Annotated in this window: 26 protein-coding genes; 15 read left to right on the top strand and 11 right to left on the bottom strand. The window is 69.1% G+C overall.

Annotated elements, in window-relative coordinates; genetic code table 11:
- Positions 1-22 precede the first annotated feature (22 nt).
- The 8 genes from GGQ59_RS03475 to GGQ59_RS03440 all read left to right on the top strand — a co-directional run bounded on the left by GGQ59_RS03475 (position 23) and on the right by GGQ59_RS03440 (position 7179).
- On the top strand, positions 23-706 hold the full coding sequence (locus tag GGQ59_RS03475; protein ID WP_183815841.1) for an LON peptidase substrate-binding domain-containing protein: 684 nt from the start codon (positions 23-25) through the stop codon (positions 704-706).
- Positions 703-921, top strand: coding sequence for a Trm112 family protein (locus GGQ59_RS03470; RefSeq protein ID WP_183815839.1), 219 nt, complete (start codon positions 703-705; stop codon positions 919-921). The genes GGQ59_RS03475 and GGQ59_RS03470 overlap by 4 nt, the downstream gene beginning before the upstream one ends.
- An 86-nt stretch (positions 922-1007) precedes the next feature.
- Positions 1008-1547, top strand: a complete 540-nt coding sequence (locus GGQ59_RS03465) for an SH3 domain-containing protein (RefSeq protein ID WP_183815837.1) — start codon at positions 1008-1010, stop codon at positions 1545-1547.
- Between the two features lie 53 nt (positions 1548-1600).
- Entirely contained in the window at positions 1601-2140 is a 540-nt protein-coding gene (fabA, locus tag GGQ59_RS03460; protein ID WP_183815834.1) for a bifunctional 3-hydroxydecanoyl-ACP dehydratase/trans-2-decenoyl-ACP isomerase, read from the top strand.
- Between the two features lie 38 nt (positions 2141-2178).
- Positions 2179-3396 (top strand): beta-ketoacyl-ACP synthase I, encoded by a 1218-nt coding sequence (gene fabB / locus GGQ59_RS03455; protein ID WP_183815832.1) that lies wholly within the window; start codon positions 2179-2181, stop codon positions 3394-3396.
- 19 nt (positions 3397-3415) lie between these two features.
- Positions 3416-3838: an RrF2 family transcriptional regulator gene (locus tag GGQ59_RS03450; protein ID WP_183815830.1), complete on the top strand. Its 423-nt coding sequence runs from the start codon at positions 3416-3418 to the stop codon at positions 3836-3838.
- A 108-nt stretch (positions 3839-3946) separates the two neighbouring features.
- Positions 3947-6274, top strand: coding sequence for a TonB-dependent receptor (locus tag GGQ59_RS03445; RefSeq protein ID WP_183815828.1), 2328 nt, complete (start codon positions 3947-3949; stop codon positions 6272-6274).
- Positions 6275-6327: 53 nt separating this feature from the next.
- Entirely contained in the window at positions 6328-7179 is an 852-nt protein-coding gene (locus GGQ59_RS03440; protein ID WP_183815826.1) for a sulfotransferase family protein, read from the top strand.
- A gap of 21 nt (positions 7180-7200) precedes the next feature.
- Here GGQ59_RS03440 and GGQ59_RS03435 read toward each other — a convergent pair whose 3' ends face one another.
- From GGQ59_RS03435 to GGQ59_RS03425, 3 genes are all read right to left on the bottom strand, one after another.
- A complete protein-coding gene (locus GGQ59_RS03435; RefSeq protein ID WP_183815824.1) occupies positions 7201-8364 on the bottom strand; it encodes a glycoside hydrolase family 43 protein in 1164 nt (387 codons plus the stop codon).
- A 145-nt stretch (positions 8365-8509) separates the two neighbouring features.
- The gene (locus tag GGQ59_RS03430; RefSeq protein ID WP_183815822.1) at positions 8510-9955 is read right to left on the bottom strand and encodes a TrkH family potassium uptake protein; all 1446 of its coding nucleotides are present in this window, start codon (positions 9953-9955) and stop codon (positions 8510-8512) included.
- Positions 9956-10041: 86 nt separating this feature from the next.
- Positions 10042-10695: a thermonuclease family protein gene (locus tag GGQ59_RS03425; RefSeq protein WP_183815820.1), complete on the bottom strand. Its 654-nt coding sequence runs from the start codon at positions 10693-10695 to the stop codon at positions 10042-10044.
- A gap of 181 nt (positions 10696-10876) precedes the next feature.
- Between GGQ59_RS03425 and GGQ59_RS03420 the strand changes: the two genes are divergently transcribed.
- On the top strand, positions 10877-11710 hold the full coding sequence (locus tag GGQ59_RS03420; protein ID WP_183815818.1) for an enoyl-ACP reductase FabI: 834 nt from the start codon (positions 10877-10879) through the stop codon (positions 11708-11710).
- Here the strand turns inward: GGQ59_RS03420 and GGQ59_RS03415 are convergent.
- Positions 11688-12929: a cytochrome P450 gene (locus GGQ59_RS03415; RefSeq protein ID WP_183815816.1), complete on the bottom strand. Its 1242-nt coding sequence runs from the start codon at positions 12927-12929 to the stop codon at positions 11688-11690. The genes GGQ59_RS03420 and GGQ59_RS03415 overlap by 23 nt on opposite strands.
- Before the next feature lie 70 nt (positions 12930-12999).
- Here GGQ59_RS03415 and GGQ59_RS03410 point away from each other — a divergent pair, with 70 nt between their 5' ends.
- Together GGQ59_RS03410 and GGQ59_RS03405 are read left to right on the top strand one after the other, a co-directional pair.
- Positions 13000-13632: an exopolysaccharide biosynthesis protein gene (locus GGQ59_RS03410; protein ID WP_183815814.1), complete on the top strand. Its 633-nt coding sequence runs from the start codon at positions 13000-13002 to the stop codon at positions 13630-13632.
- Positions 13632-14357 (top strand): glucosamine-6-phosphate deaminase, encoded by a 726-nt coding sequence (locus GGQ59_RS03405; protein ID WP_183815812.1) that lies wholly within the window; start codon positions 13632-13634, stop codon positions 14355-14357. Before GGQ59_RS03410 ends, GGQ59_RS03405 begins: the two co-directional genes overlap by 1 nt.
- Before the next feature lie 16 nt (positions 14358-14373).
- On the opposite strand, the gene GGQ59_RS03400 is transcribed toward GGQ59_RS03405, so the two are convergent.
- From GGQ59_RS03400 to GGQ59_RS03385, 4 genes are read right to left on the bottom strand one after another with little or no spacing between them, the layout of a single operon-like run.
- Entirely contained in the window at positions 14374-15405 is a 1032-nt protein-coding gene (locus GGQ59_RS03400) for a quinone-dependent dihydroorotate dehydrogenase (RefSeq protein ID WP_183815810.1), read from the bottom strand.
- Complete coding sequence (locus GGQ59_RS03395) at positions 15402-15764, bottom strand: DUF952 domain-containing protein (protein WP_183815809.1); 363 nt, start codon at positions 15762-15764, stop codon at positions 15402-15404. Before GGQ59_RS03395 ends, GGQ59_RS03400 begins: the two co-directional genes overlap by 4 nt.
- The gene (gene rimK, locus GGQ59_RS03390; protein ID WP_183815807.1) at positions 15761-17173 is read right to left on the bottom strand and encodes a 30S ribosomal protein S6--L-glutamate ligase; all 1413 of its coding nucleotides are present in this window, start codon (positions 17171-17173) and stop codon (positions 15761-15763) included. Before rimK ends, GGQ59_RS03395 begins: the two co-directional genes overlap by 4 nt.
- A 2-nt stretch (positions 17174-17175) precedes the next feature.
- Entirely contained in the window at positions 17176-17628 is a 453-nt protein-coding gene (locus tag GGQ59_RS03385) for a tellurite resistance TerB family protein (protein ID WP_183815806.1), read from the bottom strand.
- A 92-nt stretch (positions 17629-17720) separates the two neighbouring features.
- Here GGQ59_RS03385 and GGQ59_RS03380 point away from each other — a divergent pair, with 92 nt between their 5' ends.
- From GGQ59_RS03380 to GGQ59_RS03370, 3 genes are all read left to right on the top strand, one after another.
- Positions 17721-19331 carry a lysine--tRNA ligase gene (locus GGQ59_RS03380; RefSeq protein ID WP_246408242.1) on the top strand — a complete coding sequence of 537 codons (1611 nt, stop codon included), beginning with the start codon at positions 17721-17723 and terminating at the stop codon, positions 19329-19331.
- Positions 19328-20728 (top strand): mechanosensitive ion channel family protein, encoded by a 1401-nt coding sequence (locus tag GGQ59_RS03375; protein WP_221400847.1) that lies wholly within the window; start codon positions 19328-19330, stop codon positions 20726-20728. The genes GGQ59_RS03380 and GGQ59_RS03375 overlap by 4 nt, the downstream gene beginning before the upstream one ends.
- Positions 20729-20800: 72 nt before the next feature.
- Complete coding sequence (locus tag GGQ59_RS03370; RefSeq protein WP_183815805.1) at positions 20801-21865, top strand: glycosyltransferase family 61 protein; 1065 nt, start codon at positions 20801-20803, stop codon at positions 21863-21865.
- A gap of 10 nt (positions 21866-21875) precedes the next feature.
- Here GGQ59_RS03370 and GGQ59_RS03365 read toward each other — a convergent pair whose 3' ends face one another.
- Both GGQ59_RS03365 and GGQ59_RS03360 read right to left on the bottom strand, forming a co-directional pair.
- Complete coding sequence (locus GGQ59_RS03365; protein ID WP_183815804.1) at positions 21876-22670, bottom strand: hypothetical protein; 795 nt, start codon at positions 22668-22670, stop codon at positions 21876-21878.
- Positions 22671-22780: 110 nt separating this feature from the next.
- Complete coding sequence (locus GGQ59_RS03360; RefSeq protein WP_183815803.1) at positions 22781-23422, bottom strand: peroxiredoxin; 642 nt, start codon at positions 23420-23422, stop codon at positions 22781-22783.
- Positions 23423-23871: 449 nt separating this feature from the next.
- Between GGQ59_RS03360 and GGQ59_RS03355 the strand changes: the two genes are divergently transcribed.
- Entirely contained in the window at positions 23872-25818 is a 1947-nt protein-coding gene (locus GGQ59_RS03355; RefSeq protein ID WP_183815802.1) for a PrkA family serine protein kinase, read from the top strand.
- Between the two features lie 16 nt (positions 25819-25834).
- On the opposite strand, the gene GGQ59_RS03350 is transcribed toward GGQ59_RS03355, so the two are convergent.
- On the bottom strand, positions 25835-26620 hold the full coding sequence (locus GGQ59_RS03350; protein ID WP_183815801.1) for a hypothetical protein: 786 nt from the start codon (positions 26618-26620) through the stop codon (positions 25835-25837).
- Positions 26621-26692: the final 72 nt, after the last annotated feature.

Genomic DNA, 26692 nt, shown 5'->3' with positions numbered 1-26692 from the left:
GCGCCTATGACCTGAGGCTCGCATGACTGCATATCGACGTCCGGGACCAGGGCAGGAAGGCGCGGTGCTGCCGGACACCCTGCCGCTGTTTCCCTTGCGGGAAGCCATCCTGCTGCCGCGCGGGCGGCTGCCGCTCAACGTGTTCGAACCGCGCTACCTCGCCATGACGGAGGAGGCGCTGCGCACGGGCCGCCTGATCGGCATGGTGCGCCCGCGCGACGACGACGACGTGAACCCGCGCCTCTACGAGGTCGGCTGCGCGGGCCGGATCACCTCCTTCATGGAGACCGAGGACGGCCGCATCCTCATCACGCTCACCGGCGTCTCCCGCTTCGAGCTGACCGACGACGAGCTCGTCGAAGGCGGCTTTCGCAAGGGCGACGTGCGCTGGTCGCGCTTCGAGATGGACCTGTCGCCCGATCCGCAGGAGACGCCGGCGCTTCGCGAGCGGGTGCTCGAGATCCTGATGGACTACCTCGAGGAGGTGGGACTGCGGGCGGATTGGGACTCGATCGAGGGCGCGTCCGCCGAGACGCTGATCAACTCGGTCGCCATGGCCTGCCCCTTCGAGGCGGACGAGAAGCAGGCGATCTTGGAGGCCCCGACGCTCTTCGACAGGGGCGATACGCTGGTCGCCTTGATGCAGATGGCCGTGGCCGAGCAGCGGCGCGAGAACGGCGAAGAGCGCTCGGAGAGGCTGCAATGAGCAAGACCGACGGCCCCCGGCGCCCCGACCCCGCCCTCCTCGCTCTGCTCGTCTGTCCGGTGACGCGCGCGCCGCTGACCTATGACGAGGCGCGAAGCGAACTCATCAGCGAGAAGGCGCGCCTCGCCTATCCGATCCGCGACGGCATTCCCGTGATGCTGGAGGCCGAAGCGCGCCGCCTCGACGAGGACGCAGCACCGATCACCCAAGGTTGAAAGCGCCGCGCGCGGTTCGCTTAACGCCGCCTTAAGCAAGATGGCGGCATTCAGGCCTCGTTCATCAAGAAGAACGGGAGCTTGCCATGCGGATAGGTGTCGTCGGTCTGTTCCTCGCGGTCGCCCTTGCGGGGGCGAACGCCGCCCCTGCGCGCGCGGGAAGCCCCGACGCGTCGCCCATGGCCGCGCCCCACCCCGAGACCCGCGTCGTCATCGGCCCCTCCGGCCTGCCCGTGCCGCGCTTCGTCGCGCTGAAGAAGGACGAGGTGATCGCCCGCTTCGGACCGAGCTTCGACTATCCGATCGCCGCCACCTACCGTCAGCGCGGCCTGCCGCTGAAGGTGATCGCGGAGACCCGCGACGACGTCTGGCGGCGGGTCGAGGATCAGGACGGCGGCCGCTACTGGATCCACCGCTCCATGCTGATGGGCAACGACAACGCCGTCGTCCGGGCCGAGGAGGCCGTCCTTCGGGCCAAGCCGTCCGACGCCGCGCCGGGCCGCGCGCGGCTGACGGCGGGCGTGATGGCGGAGGTCGAGCACTGCGAGGACGGCTGGTGCCGCCTGCGGGCCGGATCGTACAAGGGATGGCTGCCGCAGACCCTTCTTTGGGGCGTCGGCGGCTGACGCCCGCCTAAGCGCGTTGACGCGCAAAGGCTGCCGCGACTAACCCCTGCGGCATGAGCGAAACCACGGAACGCGCGCACAGCTTCGGCAAGGATGCGCTGATCGAGTGCGGGCTTCACGGCCTGCGCGGCCCCGGCTCGGCGCAACTGCCGGTGCCGCCCATGCTGATGTTCGACCGGATCACCTCGATCACGGAAGACGGCGGCAAGTACGGCAAGGGGCAGGTCACGGCCGAGCTCGACGTGACGCCGGACCTTTGGTTCTTCGAGTGCCACTTCCCGGGCGACCCGGTCATGCCGGGATGCCTCGGCCTCGACGCGATGTGGCAGCTCGTCGGCTTCTTCATGACCTGGGGCGGTAGCCCCGGCGCGGGCCGGGCGCTCGGCGCCGGTCAGGTGAAGTTCACCGGCCAGGTCACGCCCGCGGTGAAGTGCGTCCGCTACGAGATCAACATTCGCAGAGCCATGCGGGGCCGCCTCGTCCTCGGCATCGGCGACGGAACCATGTTCGCTGACGATCGTCCGATCTACGAGGCAACGGACCTGCGCGTCGGACTGTTCAGTCAAGAACAGCTGAACGCCGGCGCGATGTAGGATGCGAAGCATCCCCAGTCGGAGAGTCACGGAGCACCATGCGTAGAGTCGTCGTCACGGGCCTTGGAATCGTCTCTTCCATCGGGAACACGCTGGACGACGTCACGCGGTCCCTGCGCGAGGGCCGTTCCGGCCTGACCCACTCTCCCGAGATGGCCGAGCGCGGTTTCAAGTCCCAGGTCTGGGGCCGTCCCAAGCTCGACGTCGAGGACATCCTCGACAAGAAGACCCGCCGCTTCATGGGGGAGGGCGCGGCCTGGAACTACGTCGCGATGCGCGACGCGATCGCCGATGCGGGCCTCAGCGAAGCGGAAGTCTCTCACGAGATGACCGGAATCGTCATGGGCTCCGGCGGCCCCTCGACCGAGACCATCGTGGCGGCGGCGGACAAGACCCGCGAGACCGGCAGCCCGCGCAAGATCGGCCCGACCGCCGTGCCGAAGGCGATGTCGAGCACGAACTCGGCCTGCCTGGCGGTGCCCTACAAGATCAAGGGGCTGAACTACTCGATCAGCTCGGCCTGCGCGACGTCCGTGCACTGCATCGGTCACGCCTACGAGCAGGTCGCGATGGGCAAGCAGGACGTGATCTTCGCCGGCGGCGGCGAGGACCTCGACTGGACCCTCGCCAACATGTTCGACGCGATGGGGGCGATGAGCACCCACTTCAACGACACGCCGGAGATCGCGAGCCGGGCCTATGACGAGGACCGCGACGGCTTCGTCATCGCGGGGGGCGCCGCGGTCCTGGTCGTCGAGTCGCTGGACCGGGCGCTCGCCCGCGGCGCGAAAATCTGGGGCGAGGTCGTGGGCTACGCCGCGAACTCGGACGGCTTCGACATGGTCGCCCCTTCCGGCGAAGGCGCCGTCCGCTGCATGCGCGCGGCGCTGAAGGGCGTCGACGGCCCCATCGGCTACGTCAACACGCACGGCACCTCGACCAAGGTCGGCGACGAGCGCGAGGCGGAGGCCCTGCGCGAGGTCTTCGGCGAGAAGGTGCCGCCCTTCTCGTCCACGAAGTCGCTGACGGGGCACTCGCTCGGCGCCGTCGGCGCGCAGGAGGTCGTCTACGGCCTCCTCATGATGAAGGAGCGGTTCCTGGCCGCCTCCGCCCACATCAAGAAGCTCGACCCCCTCTTCGACGGGCTGCCGATCCTGCGCGAGCGGGCCGAGGTCGCGATCGACCGGTTCCTGTCGAACAGCTTCGGCTTCGGCGGCACCAATGGTTGCCTCGTGATGCAGCGCTACGCCGGCTAGCGGGCGTGGCGCCCAGGCCTTGATCTCTCAACGCGCCCGCTACGCCCTGCGGGCGCTGATCGCGCTCGCCAAGCGGGAGGGCGAACGCCCGGTCAGCATCGCCGAGATCGCCGCCGACCAGAACATCCCGCAGAAGTTCCTCGAGCAGATCCTTCTCGACCTGCGCAATCGCGGCTTCGTCGCGAGCCGCAGGGGACCGCAGGGCGGCTACAGCCTTCTGCGGCCCGCGTCGGAGATCACCTATGGGGACGTGCTGCGCCTGATCGACGGACCGATCGCCCCCCTGCCCTGCCTCAGCGTGACGGCCTACCGGCGCTGCGAGGACTGCCGCGTCGAGGCCGATTGCGAGGTGCGGCGAACCTTCGCCCGGGTCGCGGCCGCGACGAGGGACGTCCTGGACGAGACCACCATCGCGGCCTCGCTCGAGCCGAACGGCCTTTGAAGACCCGCCATCGCCGCGCCCCCCGTCGCGGGAACGTGCTCGCCGCCATACTCGACAATCTCTACCTACTAAGTCGAGATTAGACCGTCTTACAGAGGGACGGTTCGTATGGGACGTGCGTGGACGGCAGCAGCGTTGGCGGGCGGCGCGAGCTTCATCGCTTTGACATCGGCCTTCGCCCAGGAGGCCGCGCCGCAGGAGGACGTCATCACGGTGACGGCGCGGCGGGTCGCCGAGGACCCGAACCGGGTGCCGATCCCCCTGACGGTCGTCTCCGGCGACGTGATCGAGCGGACCGGCTCCTACAACCTCGACCGCCTGAAGCAGCTGACCCCGACCTTGCAGTTCTACTCGTCGAACCCGCGAAACTCGGCGATCAACATTCGCGGCCTCGGCGCGCCCTTCGGCCTGACCAATGACGGCATCGAGCCCGGCGTCGGGCTCTACATCGACCAGGTCTTCTACAGCCGCCCGGCGGCGGCGAGCTTCGACTTCATCGACGTGGCGCAGGTCGAGGTCCTTCGCGGGCCGCAAGGCACCCTGTTCGGCAAGAACACGACGGCGGGCGCGATCAACGTGACGACCCGGCCGCCGAGCTTCACGCCGGAAGGTCAGGCCGAGGTCTCCTACGGGAACTTGGGCTACGTGCAGGCGCGGGCCTCGATCAGCGGTCCGCTGGCGGACGAGACGCTCGCGGGGAGGCTCTCGGTCTCCGCCACCCGCCGGGACGGCACCTTGACCAACGTCGAGACCGGCGCGGACGTGAACGAGCTCAACAATCTCGGGGTCCGCGGCCAGCTCCTCTTCGAGCCGAGCGACGCTTTGACCCTTCGCCTCTACGCGGACTACAACCGGCAGGATACGGAGTGCTGCACGCAGGTCGCCGCGCTGATCGCGCCGACCCAGCGGTCGGAGGAGCGCCGGTTCCCGGCCATCGCCGCCGACCTCGGCTACGCCCTGCCGAGCCTCGATCCCTTCGATCGGCTGACCGACATCGACACGCAGGTCCGTTCGGACCACGAGCTCGGCGGGTTGTCGTTCCAGGCCGAGTGGAAGCTCGGCCCCGGCACGCTGACGTCGATCACGGGCTGGCGCTATTGGGACTGGGACCCGTCCTCGGACCGGGACTTCATCGGCCTGCCGATCACGACGATCTCGGCCAACGCGTCGAAGCAGCACCAGTGGACGCAGGAGTTGCGTTACGCGGGCACGCTGACGGACAGCCTGTCGGTCGTGGGGGGCGTGTTCTACTTCGACCAGACGATCGACTCGACCGCGGTGCAGGAACAGGGTGCCGCGGCGGCCCGGTTCCTCCTCGCCCCCGGCGAGGGGGTCACGCCCGATCTTCTCGACGGCTACCGGCAGACGACCGGCGTCGACTACGAGAACCGCAGCGCCGCCGCGTTCGGCCAGCTGAGCTGGCGGATCACGGACCGCTTGAGCCTCGAGCCGGGGGTCCGGGTGAACTGGGACCAGAAGGAGGCGAGCGTCGAGCAGACCGTCTCGGGCGGGCTGCAGACGGACGATCCCGACCTGATCGCGCTGCAACGTTCCGTCCTCGCGCCGCAGTCCTACGACGCGGACTTCGACGACGTGAACGTGTCGGGACGGGTGACCGCGACCTACGCGCTGGCGGGCCGGACCAACCTGTTCGCGACCTACGCCCGCAGCTTCAAGTCGGGCGGCGTGAACCTGTCCGGCGTGCCGGCGAACGCGGAGGGCGAGCCGGCGCTCGATGCGGCCTCGATTGATCCGGAGACGGTCGATCACTACGAGGCGGGGCTGAAGACGGCGCTCCTTTCCGGCCGCGCCCGCCTCGACCTCACCGCCTTCCGGACGGACGTCGAGGACTATCAGACCAACGTGGTCAACGCCTCGGTCGGGGTGCTGCGCGGCTATCTGGCGGGCGCCGAGGCGGTGCGGGTGCAGGGCGTCGAGCTCGGCGCCGGGCTCGACGTCGGCGACGGCTTCTCGCTCTACGCGAACGGAGCCTACACGGACGCCGAGTACCGCTCCTTCCCTGACGCGCCCTGCCCGCTCGAGCTGACGGGGGGGCCGACCGCCTGCGACGTGTCGGGCACGAAGCTGCCCGGCGTCTCGCGATGGGCGGCTTCGGGCGGCGCGGAGTACGGGCGGCAGGCCCGCCTCCTCGGCGCGCGGGGCCGCGCCTATCTCGGCGTCGATGCGAGCTACCGCTCGTCCTTCTCGTCGAGCGCCTCCGCGTCGGACGACCTCGAGGTGCCCGCCTATGGGCTCGTGAACCTCCGAGCGGGCTTCGAGGCGGATGACGGCTGGGAGCTCTTCGCCTTCCTGCGCAACGCGCTGGACGAGGACTACTACGAGCTCCTCACGGCGCAGCCCGGGAACAGCGGCCTGGTCGTGGGCCAGCTCGGCGACCCGCGGACCTACGGAGCGACGCTGCGCACCCGGTTCTGATCGGCTTCGCGCGCGTCGTTGCGCGCCGCCGCGACGCGCGCGAAGCTCTCTTCATGGAACCGAACCACCCGGCCGAGGGGCGTCTGCCCGACTTCGTCGTCATCGGCGCGATGAAGGGCGGGACGACGACGCTCCACGTCCTCCTCGGCCAGCACCCCGAGGTCTTCACGACGGCCGAGAAGGAACTGGAGTTCTTTCAGGACCGGGGGAATTGGCACCGCGGCGAGGCCTGGTACCGGCAGCAGTTCAGGACGGCGCGCCGCGTCTGCGGCGAGAGTTCGCCCGGCTACGCGATGTGGCCCCGCGTGACGGACGTGCCCGAACGGATGCGGGCGCTCGTCCCCGACGCCAAGCTGATCTACTGCGTGCGGGACCCGGTCGCGCGGGCCGTCTCGCACTACAAGCATCGGCTGGCGGCGGGGGTGGAGCGGCGCGCGCCGGACGAGGCGCTGACCGATCCGATCTACGTCGACCCGGGGCGCTACCACGCGCAGATGCTGCGCTACTTCGAGGCGGGTTGGCATGAGGACGCCATCCACCTCGTCCAATCCGAACGCTTGCGGACCGAGCGGCCCCAGGTCCTGGCCGACCTCTTCGGCCTTCTCGGGGTCGATCCCGGCGCCGCGCTCGAAGCGCAGGGGCGCGACCTGCACGCCTCCCGGCACAAGCGCGTGCCGACGCCGCTCGGCCGCACCGTCAAGCGGCGAACGCGGGCCTTCCGCGAGCGGTTGCCCTGGTCGCTGCGCAGCCACGTCGAGTTCGCGCTTCTCTACCCGTTGAGCCGCCCGATGCCGAAGGTGGTGATCGCCGAGGCGACCCGCGAGCGGCTGAAGGAAGCGTTCGCGCCGGAAGCGGAGAAGCTCCGGCGCGAGACGGGCCTTCGGCTGGAAGGCTGGTCCGTCTGACGGACCAGCCCCGCGCGCGCCTTACTCGGTCATCGGCTCGACGGTCTCGATCGTGCCGTCGGGACGGAAGGTCAGCTCCGTCATCTTGACGTTGCGCAGATGCGTCTGCCCCGACAGCTGCGTGTCGTGATAGGCGAGGTACCACTGGCCTTCATACTCGAAGATCGAGTGGTGGTTGGTCCATCCCTGCACCGGGTTCAGCACGTTCCCCTGATAGGTGAACGGGCCGTACGGGTTGTCGCCGGTCGCGTAGGCGATGAAGTGCGTGTCGCCGGTCGAGTAGGTGAAGTAGTAGACGCCCTCGCGCTCGAAGACCCAGGCCGCCTCGAAGAAGCGCCGGTCGTGGTCGCCGCCGAGGATCGGATTTCCGTCCTCGTCGAGGATCTGAACGTCCTTGGGCTCCTCGGCGAAGGTCAGCATGTCGTCCGACATCCGCGCGATCTTGGGCGCCAGCGCCGGCTGGTCGTCCTGTTCGAGGTCGGTGACCATGTCCGGATCGTCGTTGTAGGTGCCCGTCGCCCAGCGCTGAAGCTGGCCGCCCCAGATGCCGCCGAAGTACATGTAGTACTGCCCGTCCGCGTCCTCGAAGACCGCCGGGTCGATCGAGAAGCTGCCGGGGATGGGTTCCGCTTCGGGCTCGAACGGGCCGGTCGGGCTCTGCGAGGTCGCAACGCCGATGCGGAAGACGCCTTCGGGGTCCTTGGCGGGGAAGTAGAGGTAGTAGGTGCCGTCCTTGTAGGCGGCGTCGGGCGCCCAGAGCTGGCGCTCGGCCCAGGGGACGTCCTCACGCGTCAGGGCGACGTCGGAGATGGTGACCTCGCCGCCGGGGCGGTCCATCGACAGGACGTAGTAGTCGCGCATGTCGAAGTGGCTGCCGAGGTCGTCCTCGGGGATGCCCGCCTCGACGTCGTGGGAGGGGTAGATGTAGATCCGGCCGTCCTCCCAGACGTGCGCGGAGGGGTCGGCGGTGTAGATCTCGCTGACGAGGGGCTGGTTGAGGTAGCGGCCCTCGCCCTCGCCCTCGCCCTCGGTCTCGGCCGTGACGGCCGCGGCGTCGTCCTGCGCCTGCGCGACCTCGGCCTGCGGTTCGCCCGAAGCGGTCTCGGCCTCGTCCGAGCCGCAGGCGGCGAGCGCAAGGACGGACAATCCCGTCAGAAGAGCGGTGTTGAGAATTGAGCGAGACATGAAGACCCCGGTAGCTGTGCGTTTCCGCCGGGCACTATGTTCGGCTGCGCCCGCCGGGGCAAGACGCCGAGTGTGAGCGTTAACAGCGAAGACCCGCGCGACGCCGCCTGCGCGCCGGGTGGGCGCGAACGGGCCCTGACCGCCCTCAGCGGATCCAGAACGAGCGCGAGAACATCACCAGCAGGGTGAAGAACTCCAGCCGGCCGGCGAGCATCTCGAAGGCGAGGACGAGCTTGGCGCCGTCGGGCAGCGGCGCGAAGTTGCCCGACGGACCGATGATCGGGCCCAGGCCCGGCCCGACATTGGCCACCGCCGTCGCGCTGGCGGTCAGCGAGGTGAGGACGTCGAGGCCCATCATGCCGAGGATGAGCGTGCCGAACGCCACGGTCGCGGTGAAGAGGATCAGGAAGGCGAGGATCGAGATCGTCACCTCGGGGCTGACGTTGCGGCCGTTGTAGCGCAGCGGGACGACCCGGGACGGGCTGATCAGGCCCTTGAGGTGCGCGACGACGAGCAGGACGAGGACCTGGAGCCGGTAGATCTTGAGGCCGCCCGCCGTCGAGCCCGAGCAGCCGCCGACGAAGGTCAGGAGGAAGAAGGCCCCGACCGCGGGCGCCCCCCACAGCGTGTAGTCGGTGCTGGCGAAGCCGGTCGTCGTGACGACCGAGACGATGTTGAAGGTCGTCAGCGTCATGGCCTTTCCGAGGCTGATCTCCTCCACCCGCGCGAGCCACAGCGCCATGATAAGCGAGACGGAGGCCAGGAAGGCGAGGAAGACCGGAACCTGCGCGTCCGAGATGATCGCGTTGCGGCGCAGGTTCATCGCCTTGACGTAGACCACGAAGGGCAGGCTGCTGAGCATCATGAAGAGGGCCGCCGCCCACTGAAGCCCTGCCGGTTCGAAGTAGCCGAAGGAGGCGTCGTGGGTGGAGTAGCCGCCCGTCGAGACCGTGGTCATGGCGTGGTTGAGCGCGTCGAAGCCCGACATGCCGAGCGCCTCATAGGCGAGGGTGCAGCCGATCGTCAGGCCGAGGTAGATCGCGCAGATCCAGCGCACGAGTTCGGTCGGATCGGCGAGGACCTTGTCGGACTTGTCCGAGCTTTCGGACTGGAAGAGCTGCATCCCCGCGACGTGCATGAAGGGCAGGAGCGACACGGCCATGACGATGATGCCGATGCCGCCGAGCCATTGCAGGAAGGACCGCCACAGAAGAAGGCCCGGCGCGAGCCGGTCGAGGCCGGTCAGCACGGTCGAGCCGGTCGTCGTGAACCCCGAGACCGCCTCGAAGAAGGCGTCGACCGGCGTCAGGCCCGCCCCCAGGAACGGAATGGCGGCGAAGACGGGCAGGACGATCCACGCCCCGGCCGTGCAGAGGAAGGTCTGTCGGCGATCGAGCTCGAAGCCGCCCGGCCTGTAGCCGATCAGGACGAGGTTCATGCCCGCGACGAGGCTCATCAGAAGGGCGAACTCGATGGCAGGCAGGTCGTCCCGGCCGCTGATCAGGTCGATCGTGAGCGGCAGCATCATCGCCAAGGCGAGGATGACGAGCAGGCTGCCGACCACCCGGGCGACCGGCGCGTAGTAATGCATTCAGGCTCCCGCCGCGGCGACCGCCGCCTCGCGTTCCTCGTCGGCTCTCAACATGGCTCCACCGCCCCTTAGAGCAAGCACCCGTCTCACCGGGCCTCGACGTGCACTGCGCCCGACTCGCGCGCGGCCTCGTCGGAACAGAACCGGCGCGTGCCCGCAAGGACCCGTACGTCGTCATAGTCCCGATCGGAAGGGACGAGGTAGATGCGCCGCCCGTTCCTCACCGTTCCGATGATCGGACAGGCCTGCGGCTCGCGCTCCTCCGCCGCCAGGCGCTCTCCCGCCCGCCACGCAGCGGGCTGGACGTGCTCGCCGCGCCAGACCCCGAGGCGGGCGGTGCGGGCCTCATCGGCAAGGGCGCGCTGGGCGGCCGGGGCCCCGTCGACCGCGTAGGCGTAGCCGTCGGCGAGCTGCAGGTCCCCGAGCGACTGGTCCGCGCTGCCGCAGACGAGTTCGTCGGCGCGGGCGGGCGCAGGCTCGCAAGAGAGCTCGTCCAGAAGCGTACGCTTCTCCAGCGCATGGGCCGCGTCGAGCCCGCAAGGATAAAGATGGGTTCCGGACAGGCAACGCTGGCCGAGTTCGGGCGCGTCGATACCGTAGAGGTCGGCCGTCCTTCCCTGCCAGACCACCGTGTCCCCGTCGATCACGCGCACGGACGACTCCGGCTTGTCTCCGCCGCCGGCGCGCCAGCAGGCGGCGAGGACGGCGAGCCCGAGGAGCAGGTAGACGGCTCTTCGCATGGCTGTCCTTCGAAAGCTGCGGGGATGATCGTGCTAGGCTCAACGCCCCATCGTCGCCACCCAAGAAAGGTGACGAGTTGTTGGGGCCCCGAAACCGAGCCGCCGCGGACCGCCCTGCGCGCTTGGGCTCGTCGCCGACGGCCGCTAGAGGGACGCAAAACCAAAGCAAGAGAGGCGCCCGATGTCCGAAACTCCCAACCCCTATCCGCAAGGCCAGATCATGGCCGGCAAGCGCGGCGTCGTCATGGGCGTCGCCAACAAGAACTCGATCGCCTGGGCCATCGCCCAGCAGCTCGCGGCGCAAGGGGCGGAGCTCGCCTTCACCTACATCGAGGCGATGGAGAAGCGGGTGCGGCCCCTCGCCGAGGAACTCGGCGTGACCCAGCTGATCCCGGCCGACGTCACCTCGGACGAGTCGATGGAGGCGGCCTTCGCCACGCTCAAGGACGAGTGGGGCAGCCTCGACTTCCTCGTCCACGCCATCGCCTTCTCCGACAAGGAGGAGCTCAAGGGCTCCTTCGTCGAGAACACGAGCCGCGCGAACTTCGCCCGCTCGATGGACGTCTCGGCCTACAGCTTCGTCGACGCCTGCCGACGGGCCGCGCCGATGATGTCGGAGGGCGGCTCGCTCGTCACCCTGACCTATCTCGGCTCGGAGCGCGTCATCCCCTCCTACAACGTGATGGGCGTCGCCAAGGCCGCGCTCGAGGCCTCGACGCGCTACATCGCGCGGGACCTCGGCCCCCAGGGCATTCGGGTGAACGCGATCTCGGCGGGCGCGGTCAGGACGCTGTCGCTCGGCGGCATCTCGGGGGGCCGCTCGCTCCTCTCCGAGGCCAAGGCCTGGGCGCCCCTGCGCCGCGACACCGAGGTCGAGGGCGTCGCGGGCGCGGCCCTCTACCTCCTGTCGGACCTCGGCCGGTCCTGCACGGGCGAGGTTCTGCACGTGGATGCGGGCTTCCACATCGTCGGCATGCCGGACGAAGACGCGATCAAGGCGTCGCGCGAGGGCTGACCTCGAGGACGAAGCCGCTTCTCGGCACCGCCGGGAAGCGGTGAAGCGGCACGCGGAGGTCCTGCTCGGGCACCGCGTAGTCCGTCGCGAGAAGGCGCCGGACCGCCGCCTCGGTCAAAGCGACGGTCGCGCGCTCGCCCGGGCAGCGATGCGTGGTCGCGTACGCCCCCGCCCCTTGCGGGACGACGTCGTAGGGCGTCGGTGCGCGGTCCTCGAACCGCTCGGGCCTGAAGTCGTCGGGAGCCGCCCAGGCGCCAGGATCGCGGCTCGTGCCGAAGAGGTCGAGGAGGACCCAGTCGCCCTCTGCGAACTCGTGCCCGCGCCAGGTGAAGCCTTCGCGCGCGACGCCGCCCATGGCAGGAATAAAGGGGGCGAGGCGGCGCATCTCGGTGACGAAGGGCGAAACGAGCGCAGGGTCGCGCCCGAGCCGCTCGCGCCAGTCCGGGCGCTCGTGAAGGTGCAGGGCAGAGAAGACGACGTAGCGGGCGACCGCGACCGTGGGGCGGATGACGTTCAACAGCTCGACCGCCGCGACCGAAGGGCTGAGCGGTCTGCCGTCCGCGTCGCGATGGGTCGCGAGCGCGCGCAGCGGCGTGCCGCCCGGGCTCGCTTCGGGGTCGGCGAGCGCCTGGGTCATCACCGCGCGGGCCCAGTGTTCGGAACGCGCGCGCAGCACCTGGCCCTTCGCCTGGCGCGGGCCGAAGCCGCCCGCCCCTTCGATCATCGCCGCCATCTCGCCCGTCCGGCGGCGAAGCGCCCTGCCCTCTTGGCGGATGCCGGCCCAGCCGCAGGCCGCCTCGCAAAGCGCCGCCTGCGCGAGGCGATGGAGCCGGTGCGTGCCGGGGGTCAGCCGCGCCGCGAAGGCGGCCCCGAACCGGCGCACCACGTCCTCCACCGCGCCGTCCGAGGCGACCATGCGCATCCAGGTCGCCTTCCGGGCCCGGTGCGCCTCGCCGTCGAGCGACTGAACCGAGCCGTAGTCCTGAAGCAGGCTGACCGTGCTTGGCGGCATGGCGGCATGGCCGCGCGTGAAGGGGCCGCCGTAGAACATCTCGGCCGCTTCGGGCCCCCGCACGCAGACGACGGGCCGCAGGCCGATCCGAGCACGAAACGCGTCCGTGCCGAGCCGTTCGCAGCGACGGCGGATGAAGTCGTAGCCTTCGCGCAGGAAGGCGATCGAGGCGTCGGGGGCGGGGTCGCGCGGGAGGGGAGAAGCCATGAGACCAGAACGCGGTGGCCGCGCCGGCGGTTCACCGGAACCGCATCCCCCGCGCAGCCGTTCTTGCTTCATGGCAAAGAACGACGACCCCGAAGGCGCCTCCGCCGTCCTCGACAAGCTGGACGAGGAGGCCGACCGTCAGAAGGACAAGGACGACGACAGCCCGAAGGGGAAGATCTCCATCGGCGACGTCGTGAACGGCTTCGGCAGCCAGTCCTACGCGCCCTTCCTGATCGTGCCCGCCCTGATCGAGATCTCGCCGCTCGGCGGCGTTCCGGGAGTGCCGAGCTTCCTCGCCTTCATCGTCGCGGTGGTCGCGGTCCAGATGCTGATCGGGCGCAAGCAGCTCTGGCTCCCGGGCTTCATCGAGCGCCGCGCGGTCTCGACCGACAAGATCCACGGCGCGACCAAGAAGCTGCGTCACGTGACGGACTGGATCGACCGGCACACGACCGACCGGCTCGACGCGCTGACGAAGCGGGGCGGGACCCGCGCGGCGGCGATCTGCTGCATCCTCCTCGCCGCGACCGTGCCGCCCCTCGAGCTTCTGCCCTTCGCCTCGACCGCGCCGATGGCGGCGATCCTCGCCTTCGGCATCGCGCTTCTGGTACGTGACGGGCTGTTGATGCTCTTCGCCTTCGTCCTGACGGCCGCCTCGCTCGGGGTCGGAACCTACCTCGCGATCGCGCAGCTCGGGGGCTGATGCCGACGCGGACCGTCCACCTGCGCGCGACGCCCGCCGAGGTCGGCGAGGCGTTGGCGGACCATCTGCTCGGCCTCGTCCGCGCGAAGCCGGACGCCGTGATCGGCCTTGCGACCGGCGCGACGCCGGAGCCGCTCTACGACGCGCTCGCCGAACGCGCCGGCACCGCCTTCCGGCACGCGCGCTTCGTCGCGCTCGACGAGTATGTCGGCCTGCCCGAGGGGTCGCCTCTAAGCTTCGCCGCGACCTTGTGGCGTCAGGTCCTCGGTCCGGTCGGCGCGGATCCGGGCCGGGTCTTCCTGCCGGACGGCCGGTCCCCGGACCGGGCCGCCGCCGCTGCGGCCTACGAGGCGCAACTCGAACGGCTCGGCGGCGTCGACCTGTGGCTCTTGGGGCTCGGGCGGAACGGGCACGTCGCGTTCAACGAGCCCGGCAGCGCCGAGCGAGGCCGGACGCGGGACGTCGTGCTGACGGCCTCGACGCGGGAAGCGAACGCGGCGGCCTTCGGCTCGGCGGGCGCCGTGCCCGACGCCGCGATCACGGTCGGGCTCGGCACGCTTCGCGAGCATGCCCGCGAGCTGGCCCTGATGGTGACGGGGGGCGCGAAGGCGGAGATCCTCGCCCGCGCGTGGAAGGGGCCGGAGACGCGGGATGTGCCCGCGAGCCTTCTTCGCGGCGTGCGCGTGACCGGCTGGTTCGACGAGGCGGCGGCGTCTCTGCTCTGACGCCTTCGGCGACGCCCTACAGCTTGCATCCGACGGCGGCGGCGAGGCTGTCATGCCCCTCGGCGCGCAGGATGGCAGGCAGCTCGGCCACGATCCGGGCGGGCAGGCCCGGCCCCTCATAGATGAGCGCGGTGTAGAGCTGCACGAGCGAGGCGCCCGCCGCGACCTTCTCATAGGCGTCGCGGGCGGAGGCGACGCCGCCGACGCCGATCAGGGGCACCGCGCCGCGAAGCGTTCGCGCGAAGTCGCGTAGGACCTCGGTCGAGAGGGGGAAGAGGGGCTTGCCGGAGAGGCCGCCGGTCTCGGCGCCGTGCCTCGACAAGCCGTCGCGGCCGCCGATCGTCGTGTTGGAGACGATGAGGGCGTCGATCGCGAGGTCCCGCGCGACGCCCGCGATGTCCGCCTTGTCCGCGTCGGTGAGGTCGGGCGCGACCTTCAAGAAGACGGGCGTCTGCCCCTTCACCGCGAGGACGCGGGCGAGGAGCGCCTCGAGGTCGCGCCTGCCCTGCAGCGCGCGGAGCCCGGGCGTGTTGGGCGAGGAGATGTTGACCGTGCAGAAGGCGGCGTGGGGCGCCAGCGCCTCGTAGCCCGCGACGTAGTCGGCTGCGCGGTCCTCGCTGTCCTTGTTCGCGCCGAGGTTCACTCCGACGATGCCTGGCCGTCCGGCTCTGGAGGCGAGGCGCGAGCCGATCGCGTCGAGACCGTCATTGTTGAAGCCGTAGCGGTTGATGACGCCGCGCTCGTCTCGCAAGCGGAACACGCGGGGGCGCGGGTTTCCGGCCTGGGGGCGCGGGGTCGCGGCGCCGACCTCGACGAAGCCGAAGCCCATGGCGAGGCAAGCGTCCGGCGCCTCGGCGTTCTTGTCGAAGCCCGCCGCGAGGCCGAGGGGGTTCGCAAAGTCGATCCCCGCCACCGTCATCCGAAGCATCGGGTCGGGCGAAACCGGCGGCTTGGGACCGAGCCCGGCCTTGAGGAGCGCGATGGTGGCGCGGTGCGCGGTCTCGGGGTCCAGCGCGCGCAGCGCCTTCGCACCAAGCCCGGCGATCAAGGCTCGAGCCTCGCCACCACCATGTAGCTGCCGGCCATGCCGCGGGTCAGGCGGAGGAGGTGGTCGACATGCTTCGCCTGAACCTTGCCGTAGTAGTGCGGGAAGGCCTCGCCGGAATCGTTCGCCTCGCGCTTGAGCTTGGCCTTGAGCGCCTTCTCGGGGATGCCGAGCGCCAGGAGGCCGAGCTCTTCGCCGTAGTGGCGGCGGGCGGTGTCCTGAACCTGCTCGGGCCCGGAGAGGTGGAAGAAGCCGTCGCGCTCGTCGTCGGCGTTCCACGGCAGGGTGCCGGTCTCCTTCGCGGTCCGCCATCCCTCCTCCGAGGTCAGCCGGTAGACGAAGCCCCGTTCGAACTCGCTCATGCCGTGACCGCTCCTGCTCTTCGCCGGCGCCGCTTGATGCTGGCCGCGCGCTTCTCGATCTGATCGTAGACGAGGCCCGCCACGTCCTTGCCGGAGGACTTCTCGATCCCTTCGAGGCCCGGGGAGGAGTTCACCTCCAGCACCTTGGGCCCGGTCGAGGCGCGCAGGAGGTCGACGCCTGCGAGCCCGAGGCCGAAGGTCTTGGCGGCCTGAACGGCGGTCTCGCGCTCCTTCTTGGTGATCTTCTCGGCCGTGGCCGAGCCGCCCTGGTGAAGGTTCGAGCGGAACTCGCCGGGCGCGGCCGTGCGCTTCATCGCGGCGACGACCTTGCCGCCGACGACGAGGCAGCGGATGTCCTCGCCGCCGGCCTCCTTGACGAACTGCTGCACGAGGAAGTCCGCGCGCAAATCGCGGAAGGCGGAGATCACGCTGTCGGCCGCCTTCTTGGTCTCGGCGAGGACGACGCCGCGCCCCTGGCTCGACTCGAGCAGCTTCACGATGATCGGCGGTTCGCCCATCAGCTCGATCAGGTCGGCCGTGTCCTTGGGGCTCGACGCGAAGGCCGTGGTCGGCATGCCGATGCCGTCGCGGGCGAGGACCTGATGCGCGTAGAGCTTGTCGCGGCTCGCCGTGATCGAGGCGGAGCGGTTGAGGACGTAGGAGCCGATCGCCTCGAACTGGCGCACGACGGCGGTGCCGTAGGCGGTGATCGACGCGCCGATGCGGGGGATGACCGCGTCGTAGAAGGGCAGCGGCTTGCCGTCGTAGTGGACCTCGGGCCGGCCGGCATTGATCAGCATGTAGCAGCGCTGGGTGTCGATGCACTCGACCACGTGCTCGCGCGTCTCGCCCGCCTCGACGAGGCGGGAGGTCGAGTAGCTGCCGGGCTCGCGCGTCAGGATCGCAACGCGCAAAGAGCGCTTGGTGGGGCGCTCGTTCTGCATCCCCTCATAGACGTCGTAGGAAAGCTTGGGCTGCTGGAACGCGACGGAGGGAACGACGCGCGGCTCGTCGTCATGCGGGTAGGCCTGGAGCGCCTGGCGGCCGAGCAGCATGTGGAACTGCATGCCCTCGCGGTCGGACAAGGTGACCTGGACCGGCCATTCCTGATCGCCCATGCGGATCGGCGTCTCGATCACCCAGCGCGTCTCGGTCTCGCCGTTGGACGAGGTGACGTCGCGGCGGTCGACGACGTCGGCCGAGCAGTAGATCTCGAGCTCGGGCCGCTCGGGGATGGGGTGGATGCCGAAGCGGACCTTCATCTTGCCGGCCCGTCCGAAGGGCTCGATCGTGAAGGCGTGCAGCGCCGAGGTCTTGGCGCCGGTGTCCACCTTGGCCTTGAGGGCGGGCAGGCCGAGCTTGGGAAGAGCGCACCACTCCTCCCAACCAAGGGTCAGGGTCTCACTCATACTCATGCGTCGTCAGCGACCTGCGGTCCGTCGTCGAGGGTCATGTGCCGGGCGCGCGCCGCGTGTTCGATCGCGGCCGCCCCCTCATCGGTCACGCCGAGGGCGTCGCGGACGAGCTCGAGGACGCGGATCTCCTCCATGTGGAGCGTCTCGTCCGCGGTGATGACGTCGACGACCGCGGCGTAGGCGGTCTCGACCAAGTGCCCAGGCAGCGCCGCCTGGGCCGCCGTGATCACCTTGTGAAGGCCGCCGTCGGAAGCCATCAACGCGCCCGCCTTCTCCGCGGTCTCGACGAGGTTCTCCTCATCGGCGCCGCTGAAGAGCGGATAGGACCGCACGACGCGGCCGATCGCGCGCAGCTCCTTCTCGGTGATGGCGCCGTCCGAGGCGGACGACATCACCATCAGCGTGATCACTGCGTCTTGGGGGGTCAAACTTACGACGGAGTCGGCCATAGGGGTCCGGTGTTGCTCGGCTTCCCAAGACTGCTAGTCGGGGGAACCCGCCGCCGCAAACCCGCATCGCACACGGAAACGAGAGCCCGACCTTGCCGACCGCCCCCTTCACGCCCGCCGACTACGAAGCCGCCAAGAGCTGGCCGTTCCAAGAAGCGCGCGCGCTGATGAAGCGTCTCGAGAAGGTGGAGAAGGACGGCACGAAGGAGACGGTAGTCTTCGAGACGGGCTACGGACCCTCGGGCCTGCCGCATATCGGCACCTTCGGCGAGGTCGCGCGCACGACGATGGTCCGGCGTGCCTTCGAGGCGCTGACGGGACGGGCGAGCAAGATCATCTGCTTCTCGGACGACATGGACGGCCTCAGGAAGGTGCCGCCCAACCTGCCGAACCAGAGCCTCCTCGAGCAGAACCTGCAAAAGCCGCTGTCCCGCGTGCCCGACCCCTTCGGCACGCATGAGAGCTTCTCGGCGCACAACAACGCCAAGCTTCGGGAGTTCCTGGACCGTTTCGGGTTCGAGTACGAGTTCATGTCCGCGACCGAGGCCTACTCGTCGGGCGCGTTCGACCAGACGATGATACGGATGCTCGAGGTCTATGACGAGGTCATGGACATCATCCTGCCGACCTTGGGCGAAGAGCGGCAGAAGACCTACAGCCCCATCCTGCCGATCAGTCCGAAGACGGGGCGCGTCCTCTACGTGCCCCTGCTCGACCGGGACGCGACGACCGGCGAGGTGGTGTTCGAGGACGAGGACGGCACCCGCACGACGATGGACGTTCGCGGGGGGCGGGCGAAGCTCCAGTGGAAGGCCGACTGGGCCGGGCGCTGGTACGCGCTCGGCGTCGACTACGAGATGTCGGGCGAAGACCTGACCGAGAGCGTGCGGCTGTCCAACCGCATCGTCGCCGCGCTCGGGGGCACACCGCCCGCCGGGTTCCAGTACCAGCTCTTCCTCGACGAGGAGGGGCGGAAGATCTCCAAGTCCAAGGGCAACGGCCTGACGATCGAGCAGTGGCTGCGCTACGCCGAGCCCGAGAGCCTGTCGCTGTTCAACTTCGCCTCACCGAAGAAGGCGAAGAAGCTCTACTTCGACGTGATCCCGAAGACGGCGGACGATTATCGCGCTCACGTCGAGCACTACCAAGGGCAAGAGGGCGCGAAGGCGCTCGACAACCCGGCCTGGCACATTCACGGCGAGGACGTCCCGACGGCCATACCGGCGGTGCCGTTCGGCCTTCTCCTCAACATCGTGGATGCCGGCGGGATCGACGACGCGAACGTCCTGCGCGGCTTCGTCGCCAAGTACCGCCCGGATGCCGACGAGGCGGAGAGAGCGGCGGTAGAGCCGCTGATCGAACATGCGATCGCCTACTTCCACGACTTCGTCCTGCCGAAGAAGCACTACCGCGAACCGACTGAACAAGAAGGCAAAGCGCTAGCCATACTGGCGGAGACCCTTAGCGGGATGACCGGCGAGGAGGACGAGCAGGCGCTGCAGACGGTCGTCTTCGACGCCGGAAAGGCCGCCGAGTTCGAGAACCTGCGGGCGTGGTTCGTCGGCCTCTACGAGGTCGTCTTCGGTCAGTCCGAGGGCCCGCGCATGGGTCCGTTCATCAAGATCTACGGGCCGAAGGAGACAGCCGCGCTGATCGAAGGCGCCCTTGCACGCAGCCATACCCGGGCGGCCGCGCAAGAATGAGCGGAAGGCGGGCTCGCTCGGCGCTCGCCGCCCTCCTCCTTCCCCTCGCCCTCGGCGTGGGTCCGTCCGTCCGAGCGCAGGACGACGAGGTGCCGGTCGAACTCGGCGGACCTTCGCAGGACGCCGTCCCGCGCGACGGGGTGAGCGTCACGGACGGCGCGATCACGACGGACAGCACGGCGGGGGACGGGGCTATCGAGGCCCGCCTCCGAGACATCTTCGGCGCCTTGGAGACGCTGAGCGGCGTCGACGTCGCCGTGACCGCCGGTGTCGTCACGCTGACCGGCACGGTGCCGGACGATGCGGCCGCCGAGCGGGCGGGCGTCCTTGCGACCAAGACCGAAGGCGTCGTTGCCGTCGAGAACGACCTTACCAAGGACGTCACCGTTTCGGGACGGCTCAACCCCGCCATCGAACGGGCGCGCGAGTTGCGCCGCGGGGTGCTCTCTCTCCTCCCGCTCCTCGCGGTGGCAGCGGTGATCCTACTGGTCGCGTGGGGCATCGGCGCGCTCCTGGCGCGGCAGAAGTGGCTTTGGCGTCGGCTCGGGCGGAACGAGCTGATCGCGAGCCTGCTCGCGCGGGTCGTGCCGCTCGTCTTCTTGATCCTGGGCCTCGTCGTCGCGCTGAACCTACTCGACGCGGTCGCGGTGCTGTCGGCCGTCCTCGGCGCGGCGGGCGTGCTCGGCCTCGCGGTCGGCTTCGCGATCCGGGACACGATCGAGAACTTCATCGCCTCGGTGATGCTGTCGATCCGCCAGCCCTTCCGCCCGAAGGACTTCGTCGACATCGACGGGCGCGAAGGGGCGGTGGTGCGGCTCAACTCCCGCGCGACGATCCTAATGACGCCGGACGGCAACCACCTGCGCATTCCAAACGCCCAGGTCTTCAAGGCGGTGATCACGAACTACACGCGCAATCCGGAGCGGCGCTTCACCTATCAGCTCGGCGTCGATGCGAACGACGATCCGCTGGCGGCGATCGGGACCGGCCTTGCCACGCTGCGCGGCCTGCCCTTCGTCCTCGACGACCCGGCGCCGCAAGCCTGGATCGACGAGGTCGGCGACTCGAACATCGTCCTCACCTTCGCGCCCTGGATCGATCAGGACCATACCGACTTCCTCAAGGCGAAGTCGGCGGCCATCTCGGCGGTGAAGACGGCGCTCGAGGAGGCGGGCTTCAGCCTGCCGGAGCCGATCTACAGGGTGCGCATGGATCAAGGCGCGCCGACGCCGGGCGAAGCGCCCGCCGGGCCGCGACAGCCCCGCCCGCCCCGTGCGGCGAAGACCTCGGATACCAGCGTCGATCCGGCCCTCGAGCGGAAGGTCGAGGAGGATCGGCGCGTCTCCGGTGCCGACGACCTTCTATCGGCGCACGCGCCGACCGAGTACGATAGTTAGAAGGATTACCGGGTCGCCGCCCATCTGCGCGGCGGGCTCGCGGCGGGAAGGTGCGGGGCGAGGGGAACGGCGATGGCGGTCGGGGACTGGCGAGACCGGAGCGTCAAGGCGCGCGCGACGATAGCGGCGAAGAAGGCGCTCGCCGCCCTGCACGCCCGCACCGGCCGCCTCGAGCCTCGCTCTCCGGCCGACATGGCGACCCACCGCGTCGAGACGGTCAGCTTCCTGAACGTGATCGGCGGCGAGCCGACCGACGCGTCCCAAGGACGCCTCGCCTTCGATCGCCGCCGCCCGCAGACCGAAGAGGCGCGAGGGCTCTTCTACTCGCCGGCGGGGATGGCCTGGCATCACGGCGCGCTGCGCGAGCGGTGGAGCATCAGGGCGCCCTCGGCGAGAGAGATCCTCGCCCGCCCGCCCGCGCGGGCACGGACGGTTCGGCGCGCGGCGATCGTCGAGTCCGATCTTCCCTACACCTACGGCGATTGGGTGCATGCGGTGCTGGGCCCGCTCCTCGCCGGCCCGGCGCTCGACCGCCCCCTCCTCTTGCCGGGATTTCTGGCCGAGAAGGGTTACGTGCGGCGCGACCTCGCGACGGCCGGCATCGACTACGAGGCGATGACGGACTGGGTCCGGGTGGAGGACGCGCTGATCCTGCGCAAGACCTTCCCGCTCCAGTACTGGGCGCCCGAGCACACCGCCGCCTACCGGTCGGTCTTCGAACCCGATCCGCCCGAACCTGCCCCCGGTTCGATCGTCTATCTCGGCCGCTTCGACCTCAAGAGCGAGATCGGACGCGCGCGCTTTCCAAGCGAAAGGGTCGCCGAGGCAGCGGGTCGGCTCGGTGCGAGCGTCGTCCGCCAGGAGACCCTGTCGCCGGAAACCTCGCGGGCGTTGGCGGGAGGGGTCGAGACCGTGATCGGCGATCACGGGTCCGGCCTCCTCAACATGCTGCACTGGCGTCCGAAGGCCGTGATCGAGCTGACCGTCGACGGCTGGTGGGTGAACAACAACCTCTTCGTCGCGAAGCAGCTCGGGGTCGAGGACTACGCCGTCCTTCCCGTCGATGGGCTGGGGGCCGAAGAGATCGAGCAGCGCCTGCAGGCCTGCCTCGCCCGGTTCGAAGGCCGCCGGGCCTGAGGGGCGCGAGTCAGTCGGCCAGCAGCATCTCTTCGTACGGCGTCGCCGATACGCGCTCGCGCAGCTCGTCGAAATTGGTGATCAGTCGGCAGAGCGGCGTGGTCGTGATCTTCTGGTGGCGCGCGACGTGAGGGGCGGGCGGAAGGTCCAGAAAGGCGAACATCGCCGCCACCGCCCGCTCGACCTCGTCCGAACTCGCGAAGACGTCCTCGTAGTCGAAGACCAGCCGCCGCGGTTCGGGCACGGCGTTCAACATCTCGTCGAGCAGATCGAGCTCCGACTGATAGATGGAGAGGCCGCGCATGAAGGCGTCCGGATCGACCGTGATCCTGCCGACCTCCAGCGTCTCTCCGTCGGTGACGGCGGCGACGCCCGTGCGCTTCATGACCGCGCCCGACACGTAGCGCTTCACGAGGTTGCGGCGCCGAAGGCCGATGACGCGCATGCCCTCGCGCTCGGCGGGATAGCGCTCGAGGCCCAGCTCCCGATAGGTGAAGGCGAAGTCCTTGGTGCCGATCGTCCGCACTTCGCCGCGCGGCTTCGGCGACGGCCGCCGCCCGTTCTTCAGGCGCAGCGCGGCGTGCATGACCTGACCGAGGTAGTAGCGCGACGGCGCATCGTAGAAGCGGTCGAGGTAGCGGCGCGGGTCCGACATCGCGCCGAGCTGATCGTAGACGCGGCGCGTGAGGGTCCACGAGCCGAGCACCTCGCCGTAGTTCAGCGCCTCGGGAGACTGGTTTATCGCGTCGACGAGGTAGTTGCTGCCGCTACGGCCCAAGGTCAGGATGAGGTGGGAACCGGACACGCGCGACACTCCTCGTGGGACGGTATCGCACGGTCCGAATCCGCCCCCCGCCCCTCAGCTTGCCGCTTCTTGGCACGAGAAAGGCGTTCGCGAAACGCCAGGCGCCGCGCCTAGGACTTGTTCGGCTGGGGGGTCACGCGGAGGTAGGGGCGCACGGCCTTGTATCCCTTGGGAAAGCGCCGCGCGATCTCGTCCTCGTCCTTCAGGCTCGGCACGATGATGACGTCGTCGCCGTCCTGCCAGTCGGCGGGCGTCGCGACCTTATGGCTGTCGGTCAGCTGCAGGCTGTCGATCGCGCGCAGGATCTCGCGGAAGTTCCGGCCGGTCGCGGGCGGGTAGGTCAGGCTGAGGCGCAGCTTCTTGTCGGGGTCGATGACGAAGACCGAGCGCACCGTGACGTTGGCGGCGGCGTCGGGATGGATCATCCCGTAGAGGTCGGCGACCTTGTGGTCCTGGTCGGCGAGCATCGGGTACCAGACGCCGGTGCCCTGCGTCTCCTCGATGTCGGAGACCCAGGCGTTGTGCTCGTTCACCGGGTCGACCGACAGCGCGATGACCTTGACGTTGCGCTTCTCCCACTCGTCCTTGAGCGCCGCGACGGCGCCGAGCTCCGTCGTGCAAACGGGCGTGAAGTCCGCAGGGTGGCTGAAGAGGACGCACCAGCTGTCGCCGATCCAGTCGTGGAAGGAGATCGGACCTTGCGTGGAGTCCTGCGTGAAGTCGGGCACGGTCTGTCCGAGCAGAAGGCTCATGAGGCTTCCCTTTCGTCGTTCGCCCGTCAGATGGCACTCCGGGCCCTCTGCTGCCAGGGCGCCGCGCAGTCAGCGCGCGCCGTCGTGATCGCGTAAGCGAAACGATGCCGTACGGATTTTTTACTCATTCCCCCTTCCCGTTCGCCTCTTGTTCGGCCTAGGCTTTCCCTCGACGGGCGGGGATCTCCGACAAGATGTTGCGTCGCAGCACTCGTCAGGGGCACCGCCGGTCCATAGAATGTTAAGCGTGTGGCCGCAGCCTTTCGGGGCGGCGGACGCCGCGAGCGGGAGACCGGCGATGATCTGGACCATAGAGGAGCGAGGACGGCGCGGAAGCGACCCGGCGGCTCGGCTCGGTCCAGACCCACAAGGCGGCGGCGCACGAAGCGTCAGCCGCCTTTTTTGTGCCGGTCCGCGGGCGATTCCTTCTTCAACCATGGGCGGCAATCATGACTGACGGACTCGACGTCTTCGACGCGTTCACCAAGGGCTACGAGCGCACCCGGCACGAGGAGATGTCGCTTCGCGACTACCTCCTCGCCGCCCGCGACGACCCGATGATGTATGCGAGCCCCGCGGAGCGCATGGTCAAGGCGATCGGCGAGCCGGAGTTCGTGGACACCTCCAAGGACCCCCGCCTCAGCCGGATCTTCTTCAACCGGACGATCAAGCGGTACAAAGCCTTCGAGGGCTTCTACGGCATGGAGGACACGATCGAGCGGATCGTGGGCTACTTCCGCCACGCGGGCCAGGGCCTCGAGGAGAAGCGGCAGGTCCTCTACCTCCTTGGCCCCGTGGGCGGCGGCAAGTCCTCGCTCGCCGAGCGCCTCAAGGACCTGATGGAGACCTACCCCGTCTACGTCCTAAAGGCGGGCGAGCAGATCAGCCCCGTCTTCGAGAGCCCGCTCGGGCTCTTCCAGTCCGACGACCTCAAGGGCCTCCTCGAGGACAAGTACGGCATCGAGCGGCGTCGCCTGACCGGCCTCATGTCGCCTTGGGCGGTCAAGCGGCTCGACGAGTTCGGCGGGGACATCTCGAAGTTCTCGGTCGTCAAGCTCTGGCCGTCCAAGCTGCGCCAGGTCGCGATCACCAAGACCGAGCCCGGCGACGAGAACAATCAGGACATCTCGGCGCTGGTCGGCAAGGTCGACATCAGGAAGCTCGAGCACTTCAGCCAGAACGACACCGACGCCTACTCCTACTCGGGCGGCCTCTGCCACGCGAACCAGGGGCTCTTAGAGTTCGTCGAGATGTTCAAAGCGCCGATCAAGGTGCTCCACCCCCTGCTGACGGCGACCCAGGAAGGCAACTACGTCGGCACCGAGGCGCTGGGGCCGATCCCGTTCCAAGGCGTGATCCTCGCGCACTCGAACGAGTCCGAATGGCAGGCCTTCAAGGGCAACAAGTCGAACGAGGCCTTCCTCGACCGCATTTCGGTCGTCAAAGTGCCCTACTGCCTTCGGCCTACGGAGGAGACGCGGATCTACGAGAAGCTCCTCTCCTCCTCGGAGCTGTCGGACGCGCCGTGCGCGCCCGAGACGCTGCCCATGCTGGCGAAGTTCTCCGTCCTCACCCGGCTTCGCGAGCACGAGAACTCGAACCTCGTCTCCAAGATGCGGGTCTATGACGGCGAGAAGCTGAAGGACACGGACCCCAAGGCGAAGAGCCACCAGGAGTACCGGGACGCCGCGGGCGTCGACGAGGGGATGGACGGGATCTCCACCCGCTTCGCCTTCAAGGTGCTGTCGGAGACCTTCAACTTCGACACCGAGGAGGTCTCGGCCGACCCCGTGCACCTCATGTACGTGCTCGAGAACTCCATTCGCCGCGAGCAGTTCGATGCGGAGACGGAGAAGAAGTACCTGGAGTTCATCAAGGCCGAGCTCGCCCCCCGCTATGCCGACTTCATCGGCAAGGAGATCCAGAAGGCCTACCTCGAGTCCTATGGCGAGTACGGACAGAACCTCTTCGACCGCTACATCGCCTATGCCGACGCCTGGATCGAGGACCAGGACTTCAAGGACCCCGACACGGGGCAACTTCTGGACCGCAACACGCTCGACCAGGAGCTCTCCAAGATCGAAAAGCCGGCAGGGATCGCGAACCCCAAGGACTTCCGCAACGAGGTCGTGAAGTTCGCCCTTCGCGCCCGCGCCTCCAACGAGGGCCGCAACCCGCGCTGGACGAGCTACGAGAAGCTCCGCTCCGTGATCGAGAAGCGGATGTTCACCCAGGTCGAGGACCTCTTGCCGGTGATCTCCTTCGATTCGAAGAAGGACACCGACACCGCCAAGAAGCACGACGACTTCGTCAGCAGGATGACGGAGCGGGGCTACACGCCCCGGCAGGTCAGAAGGCTCGTCGAGTGGTACATGCGCGTGAACAAGGCGGGGTAAGCCCCGCCGCTTCCCGTCAGGCGTAGCCGAGCATCGTCCTGACGCCCGGCACGGCGAGTTCGACCATGGCCTGGTGGGCCGGGGGCAGGACGTCGGGGACGTCCTTCGCCACGGCCTTCAGGTTCTCGCGCGCCGTCCCGCTCGAGCGGCGGTCCGCGCCGATGCGGACGCGCGCTCGCCAGTCGGCGGGGAGGTCCGCCTCCGCGCACCCCAGGAGCTTCGCGAAGTAGCTCGCCGACGCGCCGCTCTCGAGGTCCGCGATGGCGGCCTTCAACTCCTCGAAGCGGACGAGCTCCACGTCGGGGCCGAGCCAGGCGACGGCGTTGAAGACGAAGATGTCGCGCATGTCCGGCATCTTGTTGTGGATGCCGAAGATCATCATGCTCAGCACCTGCTCGACCGAGATCCGGTCGGAACGAAGCGCTTCGAGCCCCGCCTGGAAGCTTTCCGACAAGAAGAAGCGCGCCCGCGCGAGGACCCAGTCATAGGGGTCACGCACGAGGAGAAGGTGACGCGCGGGCGCGGTCGCCGCCGCGCTGTCGTCCGCGAAGAGAAGGTGCCCCCATGCGAGCTTCGGCTCTGCGGGGTCGAAGGCCGCCATGTTGCGGGCGAGGTTCGGGATCTGGACGAAGTCCGCGTTGTAGTGCTGCTCCAGCGGCACGAACATGCGGAAGATGTTCTTGAGGAGGTGCGTACCGCTCTTCGGCACGCTGTTGAGGAAGACCGGCTGGGTCAGCGCACGCTGCTCGAACTCGGCGTTCCTCTCGTCGAGGTTGTCCTTCTTGACGACGACGCGGGGCATGGGACCCTCCTTCGGCAGTTGATCCGGCTTCGACGGCAAGGGCGATGCCTTCGAAACGAAAAGGGGGCGGCG

Source organism: Parvularcula dongshanensis (assembly GCF_014199615.1).
In the GTDB taxonomy this organism is placed as follows: domain Bacteria; phylum Pseudomonadota; class Alphaproteobacteria; order Caulobacterales; family Parvularculaceae; genus Parvularcula; species Parvularcula dongshanensis.
The sequence above is the reverse complement of the archived record's forward strand: the minus strand, read 5'-3'. Positions and strand labels throughout refer to the sequence as shown.

Excerpts from the sequence above, each read along its gene's own strand:
- GGQ59_RS03420 (WP_183815818.1), top strand. The coding sequence starts at position 10,877 with ATGTCCGAAACTCCCAACCCCTATCCGCAAGGCCAGATCATGGCCGGC.
- GGQ59_RS03445 (WP_183815828.1), top strand. The coding sequence starts at position 3,947 with ATGGGACGTGCGTGGACGGCAGCAGCGTTGGCGGGCGGCGCGAGCTTC.
- GGQ59_RS03415 (WP_183815816.1), bottom strand. The coding sequence starts at position 12,929 with ATGGCTTCTCCCCTCCCGCGCGACCCCGCCCCCGACGCCTCGATCGCC.
- GGQ59_RS03470 (WP_183815839.1), top strand. The coding sequence starts at position 703 with ATGAGCAAGACCGACGGCCCCCGGCGCCCCGACCCCGCCCTCCTCGCT.
- GGQ59_RS03475 (WP_183815841.1), top strand. The coding sequence starts at position 23 with ATGACTGCATATCGACGTCCGGGACCAGGGCAGGAAGGCGCGGTGCTG.
- GGQ59_RS03430 (WP_183815822.1), bottom strand. The coding sequence starts at position 9,955 with ATGCATTACTACGCGCCGGTCGCCCGGGTGGTCGGCAGCCTGCTCGTC.
- GGQ59_RS03375 (WP_221400847.1), top strand. The coding sequence starts at position 19,328 with ATGAGCGGAAGGCGGGCTCGCTCGGCGCTCGCCGCCCTCCTCCTTCCC.
- GGQ59_RS03465 (WP_183815837.1), top strand. The coding sequence starts at position 1,008 with ATGCGGATAGGTGTCGTCGGTCTGTTCCTCGCGGTCGCCCTTGCGGGG.
- GGQ59_RS03370 (WP_183815805.1), top strand. The coding sequence starts at position 20,801 with ATGGCGGTCGGGGACTGGCGAGACCGGAGCGTCAAGGCGCGCGCGACG.
- GGQ59_RS03425 (WP_183815820.1), bottom strand. The coding sequence starts at position 10,695 with ATGCGAAGAGCCGTCTACCTGCTCCTCGGGCTCGCCGTCCTCGCCGCC.
- GGQ59_RS03355 (WP_183815802.1), top strand. The coding sequence starts at position 23,872 with ATGACTGACGGACTCGACGTCTTCGACGCGTTCACCAAGGGCTACGAG.
- GGQ59_RS03405 (WP_183815812.1), top strand. The coding sequence starts at position 13,632 with ATGCCGACGCGGACCGTCCACCTGCGCGCGACGCCCGCCGAGGTCGGC.
- GGQ59_RS03360 (WP_183815803.1), bottom strand. The coding sequence starts at position 23,422 with ATGAGCCTTCTGCTCGGACAGACCGTGCCCGACTTCACGCAGGACTCC.
- fabA (WP_183815834.1), top strand. The coding sequence starts at position 1,601 with ATGAGCGAAACCACGGAACGCGCGCACAGCTTCGGCAAGGATGCGCTG.
- GGQ59_RS03385 (WP_183815806.1), bottom strand. The coding sequence starts at position 17,628 with ATGGCCGACTCCGTCGTAAGTTTGACCCCCCAAGACGCAGTGATCACG.
- GGQ59_RS03435 (WP_183815824.1), bottom strand. The coding sequence starts at position 8,364 with ATGTCTCGCTCAATTCTCAACACCGCTCTTCTGACGGGATTGTCCGTC.
- rimK (WP_183815807.1), bottom strand. The coding sequence starts at position 17,173 with ATGAGTGAGACCCTGACCCTTGGTTGGGAGGAGTGGTGCGCTCTTCCC.
- GGQ59_RS03395 (WP_183815809.1), bottom strand. The coding sequence starts at position 15,764 with ATGAGCGAGTTCGAACGGGGCTTCGTCTACCGGCTGACCTCGGAGGAG.
- GGQ59_RS03440 (WP_183815826.1), top strand. The coding sequence starts at position 6,328 with ATGGAACCGAACCACCCGGCCGAGGGGCGTCTGCCCGACTTCGTCGTC.
- GGQ59_RS03350 (WP_183815801.1), bottom strand. The coding sequence starts at position 26,620 with ATGCCCCGCGTCGTCGTCAAGAAGGACAACCTCGACGAGAGGAACGCC.
- GGQ59_RS03410 (WP_183815814.1), top strand. The coding sequence starts at position 13,000 with ATGGCAAAGAACGACGACCCCGAAGGCGCCTCCGCCGTCCTCGACAAG.
- fabB (WP_183815832.1), top strand. The coding sequence starts at position 2,179 with ATGCGTAGAGTCGTCGTCACGGGCCTTGGAATCGTCTCTTCCATCGGG.